The 5,514-nt window shown below is 54.9% G+C and carries 6 protein-coding genes, 1 tRNA gene and 1 pseudogene; 3 read left to right on the top strand and 5 right to left on the bottom strand.

Translation table 11 applies throughout. The features are described 5' to 3' along the window. A pseudogene (locus tag QCH34_RS05715) lies at positions 1 to 392 on the bottom strand (hypothetical protein); the annotation flags it as partial. A gap of 254 nt (positions 393 to 646) precedes the next feature. Between QCH34_RS05715 and QCH34_RS05720 the strand changes: the two are divergent. Further along, positions 647 to 844, top strand: coding sequence for a hypothetical protein (locus QCH34_RS05720; protein WP_300331499.1), 198 nt, complete (start codon positions 647 to 649; stop codon positions 842 to 844). A 4-nt stretch (positions 845 to 848) separates the two neighbouring features. On the opposite strand, the gene QCH34_RS05725 is transcribed toward QCH34_RS05720, so the two are convergent. The 4 genes from QCH34_RS05725 to QCH34_RS05740 all read right to left on the bottom strand — a co-directional run bounded on the left by QCH34_RS05725 (position 849) and on the right by QCH34_RS05740 (position 2,780). Next, a tRNA-Ile gene (locus tag QCH34_RS05725) sits at positions 849 to 922 on the bottom strand. A 113-nt stretch (positions 923 to 1,035) separates the two neighbouring features. Beyond that, the gene (locus QCH34_RS05730; protein ID WP_300331504.1) at positions 1,036 to 1,773 is read right to left on the bottom strand and encodes a hypothetical protein; all 738 of its coding nucleotides are present in this window, start codon (positions 1,771 to 1,773) and stop codon (positions 1,036 to 1,038) included. Positions 1,774 to 1,848: 75 nt separating this feature from the next. Beyond that, entirely contained in the window at positions 1,849 to 2,592 is a 744-nt protein-coding gene (locus QCH34_RS05735; protein ID WP_300331507.1) for a hypothetical protein, read from the bottom strand. Continuing rightward, positions 2,589 to 2,780: a hypothetical protein gene (locus QCH34_RS05740; protein ID WP_300331510.1), complete on the bottom strand. Its 192-nt coding sequence runs from the start codon at positions 2,778 to 2,780 to the stop codon at positions 2,589 to 2,591. The genes QCH34_RS05735 and QCH34_RS05740 overlap by 4 nt, the downstream gene beginning before the upstream one ends. A 25-nt stretch (positions 2,781 to 2,805) precedes the next feature. On the opposite strand from QCH34_RS05740, the gene QCH34_RS05745 reads away from it, so the two are divergent. Together QCH34_RS05745 and QCH34_RS05750 are read left to right on the top strand one after the other, a co-directional pair. Next, positions 2,806 to 4,824, top strand: a complete 2,019-nt coding sequence (locus QCH34_RS05745; protein ID WP_300331514.1) for a C13 family peptidase — start codon at positions 2,806 to 2,808, stop codon at positions 4,822 to 4,824. Then, positions 4,808 to 5,514, top strand: a 707-nt coding sequence (locus tag QCH34_RS05750) for a BMP family ABC transporter substrate-binding protein (protein ID WP_300331517.1), incomplete at its 3' end; no start/stop codon positions are given. The genes QCH34_RS05745 and QCH34_RS05750, both read left to right, overlap by 17 nt.

Raw genomic sequence — 5,514 nt, forward strand, 5'->3', positions numbered from 1 at the left:
ATCCCCCTGACCTCCGGCACTTCGGCGATGATCCGTTCTGCGGTTTTTTTCCCGAGCTGATCGGTGAGGAGGACGAGCGAGTGGCGGGGCAGGTATGGCGCCTCATGCAGGACAAAGCCGGGATTAATAAGTGGTGTGCCGACCTCTTTCAGCGGCTCGGAACCGTTGAGATCCCCTTCCTCAACACCAATCCTATACATCACCGCATACACATCATCAATGAACCGCTTCCCGCAGGAGCAGGTATCGGGAGGGATATAATCTGGCGGAGGAATCTTCTTGTCAAGATGCCTGCCCCTGCACCGGGGACAGGGCGAGAAGATCGTCTCCATCGTATTGATCAGGTCAAAGGCATCGGAGACGCAGTCATCACCACAAACCGGGCACTTCATACACCCCACTTGGAGCGGGAGAAGATAAAGGATCAGCGTCTTGTGGATTGGAGGTGGATGAGGCATTGCTCTGGATCTCATGGATATCGGAAGAAAAATGCAGTATTTTTCTGGCAACCCGTGATCCGGTGGGATGATGGAGCAGTAATGGGAGGGATTTTGTATGCGCGCCTATTGCACTAAATCCAGTCAGATTCGGAAGAGAACTTTATCAGTAGAGCTGCCAGATGATCGATACCTGAGGTGATGTGAGAGTGAGCCAGATAAAAGAGGAGATCCTACGTGAGTTAAACGATCTCCCACCCGGTACATGCCATGAAGTCCTTGGATTCATCCGTTTTCTCAAATCCCGGAGCCAACGAAACATTCAGGAAACTGTTACCGTACGTGAGTCGACACTCATTCAGGACTGGCTTTTACCCGAGGAGGATGAAGCATGGAGCGGATTATAAGAGATGGGCCTGATGCGATTTGAACGCATGACCGCCCGGTTATGAGCCGGGCGCTCTAACCAACTAAGCTACAGGCCCTGTTCTGGATCACATTACCAGAGAACAGGTGTGGCAATGTACCAGTATCTGTTGACCCATAGACTAAAAAAGATGTATGATGGGGGATTGCCCTGCCTTTCCATGGATTCTTCTCAGCCGAAGATCCAGCTGAAGAATCCCCTCTTCTGCTCTTCTACCATCACCCTCTCCATGAGGCGGAGCTGCTCCTCCTCCATCTGGCCGAGCTGTTCAAGGAGGATCGCTGAGAGCGCCGGATCGGTTGAAGAGCTTGTCAGGATGATGCCCTGAACCTCTGCTATCCGCCGCTCATTCTCTTCTGCCTGTACCCTGATCCGCTGAGCCGCCTCCCTGTCACCGCCGAAGAGCGCCAGCATGATACCGGATCTCTGCTCCATTGCCACCTCATCTCCCCATTGGGAGTTGACCGAGGCATTGTATTCGCGGGCAACTTCGGCAACGAACGGGCCGATGCCGGTCATATTCTCAGCGGCAAGGAGGGCAAAAACGGCAGTCCTGACCTGATTCTCATGGGCATACCGTGCCCGTGCCTGCAACGGGAGCCCCTGCATCCCCTCTGCCTGTACTTCCTGCCGGGCCCGGATCATCTCTCTCAGTTCTGCCGGATTCTCCGGACGGCGGGAAGTATTTGCTAAAACTCTCACACTGACTGCTGCACCCGGCGATTCCACCGGAGGACCGGCATGTGCAGGCGTTACAGACGGCGGTCCCGCAGACTGGTTCCCCGTGTCATCCGGCGGACCCTTTGCGCCCGCCACCTGATCCGGCCTCCCCCCCTGCTCTGCAGCAACAGCAGGAGCTGCAGCGGCAAGAAGGAGGAAGAGGCAGAGAATAATTGACAGAATTTTCATACGCTCCTCTCTCTGCCGCTGACATAATAATAGTATTCAGAAAGAGGAGGGGGAAAGGGCTGCCGGAAGAGAGATTTAGTATCTCCCGGTTCCAGTCACCATATCCCCCTGCATCTCATTCCACCCGTCATGCGGACCAGTGAGTTGAAGTGACGAGAGCTGGGAGTAGCCATTCCCGCTCCACCCCAGGCTCCACCACTCGTTGCTGCCTGAGAACCGAACCCAGACCTCGACGCTTGTGTCTGGAGTGGACTCATAGGAGAGAGAGATGGGGCTTGTGATTGCTGTGCAGGGCTCCCCCTGCAAACCCAGAATGGTGCATCCACCTTCAGAGGGGGTGTAGGGGAGGAGCGGTTCGCTCCCTTCAGGATGCTTCGTCCGGACCGTCCTGCCGGGATCATACCGGATTCCGAGGTTCTCCGGCATCAGGATCGGTGTCTCTTCGCTGTAGCGATCTGATGGGGGAAGCGTGGGCGGCAGATTCTCCTCCTGCCCCGGCTCGATAGCGATCGGCATCCCGCGATATTCAGGAATCATCTCTGCTGCTGTGATCGAGAGGAAGGGTGTGCCATTGATGGTGATCACCTCAGCCTCCCAATCCTCAGGCATGCCATAGAAATCAGAAAGGAGGGGATCAAATCCCGGTGAGGGATAGGGGAGGAGGAGTGTCACATTATAGAGCGGTTCGGTGAAGCTGATGGTAGCCTCGTACGAGTAGCTGCTCTGGTAAGAATCAAGTGATTCGGGTGAGCCGGTGCAGCCGGCGGCAAGGAGGCAGAAGATGCAGACTGGGATTACAAGGAGGGAGATCGTCTTCATTCAGATAGGATGAGGATATCGGGAAGAATAAGGGTTCTGGTTCTGCCTGTTTCTGAGAGAAGACAGGGGAGGATCATGAGGCCGCAGGGATGCGGCGTTTTGGTTGGATAGAGGTTTCGGGGTTGGATACCGCTATATCCCTTGCCGTTACATGAAGAATAACGAATGTCCACTATCACTTCATTCATCTCATCCCGGAAATGCCGGATAGGAGTGATAATTTTCCTGTTTCTCCTCGTTTCAGCAGGCGCATATCTCTCCTGGCAGTCTGCCCAGCCATACAGGGTCGGCGTCCTCCTCCCCGGTTCCGGTGATGATGATTCGGGGTACTTCGAGACGCTTGAGTGGGCTGTTGCGGGATTGAACCGGGAGGGTGTCGGGCGGAGGATTGAACTCGTTTTTATCGATACGGCAGAGGTGCCGGTCATGGCGGCTGCCAGGCAGATGATCGGGGATCCGTCAATCAGGGTGGTTATCGGGCCCGCCACCAGTGACGAGGCATTCCTGATCGCACCGGATTTTATCAGGGCAAAGAAGCTCCTGATCACCCCCTCCGCCACATCCGGGGATCTTCTGAGGATGTTCTCAAGGTTTGGGTATATCTGGCGGACAACGACAGGGGATCGTGCCCAGACACGGATTCTTTTCACTATCTTAAAAGAGAAAGGAGTTCGATCTGCGGCACTGCTGTACGAGGAGAGTACCTATGGGAAGACATTCCAGGACTGGGCTGCGTTTTATGCCATCGAGTCCGGGATCGGGCTTACAGCAACAGTTCCCATCAGGAGGGGAGGGGATCCCGGTGAGGCGGTAGCTGCTGCCTGCCTCTCAAATCCCGAGTATATCATCGTCGCTGCCCGTGGGTCAGATGCCGCAGAGGTGATCCGGATCATGGATGAAGAAGACAATTCTCCCCGCCTTATCTTCACCGATGCAGTCAGGACAGGCACCTTCCTTGAGGCAGCAGGAGAACTGGCGGAGGGAACCGAGGGGATCAGCCCGACAGCTGACCGGAAGACCGGGTTCTTTGTCGCATACAAAGAGCATTTTGGCAGAATGCCTGACGATTATGCCGCCCATACCTATGACTCCCTCATCCTCGCCGTTGCCGCCCTTGCCCGGATGGAGGCTGTCCCATCCGAATCTCCGGCAGAAGCGATGAAAGCGGTCGTTTCGGGACAGGACGGCATTTACGGATGGGATCGGCAGGGTGCGGCAGCTGCGATCCGGATGATCCGATCCGGGCGGCTTCCCGACCTGAATGGCGCATCGGGGCCGCTTGAGTATCACCTGGATCAACCCGGAGAGCCGCTTGTTACCTGGTATGTACACTGGCGGGTTGAAGATCTTGATTTCCGTTCAAATACCTATATTCCGGGATCTTTTGGGGAAAAGAGAGTTTTCCAGATGCCGGGGACAATGATTGAAGGAGAGAAGGCTTTCACTTTGGAGGAGGGAAAGGAACCCCGTGCAGTCCTGGTAACCACCTCTTCAGACTGGGAGAACTACCGGCACCAGGCAGATGTCGCATATATGTACTCGCTGCTCCTTGAGAACGGGATTTCCGGGGAGAATATCGTCGTGATCAGCCAGGAAGATGTGCCATTTTTAGCGATGAACCCCGATTCAGGGCAACTCTATCACCGGGTTGGGGGTGAGAACATCTATATCCCGGCAACGGTGACACAGAACCCGATCACCTCTGACGCATTTGTATCATTCCTCCTTGGAGAGAGCAGCCCTGAGATCCCGTTCGGACTGGATAGTGATGGAGAGAACAACCTGCTCCTGTATATTACAGGTCATGGAGGGCCGGGATTCCTCGAATTCCCAAATGGCGATCATCTCACAAGCTCGCGGTTCCAGGAGACGCTCAGGGAGATGATGGAACAGGAGAGGTTCTCCCGTATCCTGATCGTGGTTGAAGCCTGTTATGGAGAGAGTATGGGCATCGGCCTTGATGTTCCGGGTGTTATCTTCATGACAGGAGCATCATACCATGAGCCGTCGAAGGGGGCTGAGTATGACATCACCCTCAGGCAATGGCTCTCAAATGATTTTTCGATGAGCATGACAGACATAATCGTTCAGCATCCTGACCAGACCCTCCGGGGACTCTACGAGATGACGTACGACCGGGTATCAGGATCGCACCCCCGGATCATTGCCGGGAATACAACTGACCTGAATATACCCATTGCGGAGTTCTTTTTGCATGAAGAGAGTCTATAGTTCAATTATCATTGCAGGCATCCTTATCTGCATTGCAGGGGCTCTGCTGTTGTTTGTTCCGGGCCCTGAGAGGCCGGTTGTAACCTTCGTCTATATCGGGGAGAAAGGAGATTTCGGGTACCTCGATTCCGCATACCTTGGGCTGATCCGGGCACGTGATGACATTGATTTCATCTCACGTGAGATACTCTGGGATGGATCTTTTAGGCAGGATCCGGTGATCGGCGAGGAGGGAAAGAGGGCGGATCTGGTGCTGATTCTCGGAGATCTGATGGGCGGGTATGCAGAGAGCGTTGCAGAGAAGTATCCGGAGACGCCGATCGTCGTCATCGATGCGGGATCTGTTCGGGGGGACGCCATCCGTTCGGTCTCCTTCTCAATGTACGGGGCAAGCTATCTTGCCGGGGTGCTTGCAGCAAACCAGACAAAGACCAATAAGATCGGTGTGATCGCTGCGAAGGATGCCCCGGTTATAAGCTCCTTCACCGACGGGTTTATGGATGGAGTATATAGCATGAATCCTGATGCAGAGGTATCAATCATCTATCTGGCCGATGACGACAGCGGTTTTACGATGCCGGATGAAGCAGGGGATCTTGCCCGCAGTATGTATTCAGAGGGAACCGATCTGATCTTCACGGTTGCCGGGGGGTCCGGGCCGGGGGCGATCACTGCCGCAAAAGACCTGCC

Source organism: Methanocalculus sp. (assembly GCF_029762515.1).
Taxonomy (GTDB): domain Archaea; phylum Halobacteriota; class Methanomicrobia; order Methanomicrobiales; family Methanocorpusculaceae; genus Methanocalculus.

Coding starts and splice junctions, on each gene's coding strand:
- QCH34_RS05730 (WP_300331504.1), bottom strand. CDS start 1,773: ATGAAAATTCTGTCAATTATTCTCTGCCTCTTCCTCCTTCTTGCCGCT.
- QCH34_RS05735 (WP_300331507.1), bottom strand. CDS start 2,592: ATGAAGACGATCTCCCTCCTTGTAATCCCAGTCTGCATCTTCTGCCTC.
- QCH34_RS05740 (WP_300331510.1), bottom strand. CDS start 2,780: ATGAATGAAGTGATAGTGGACATTCGTTATTCTTCATGTAACGGCAAG.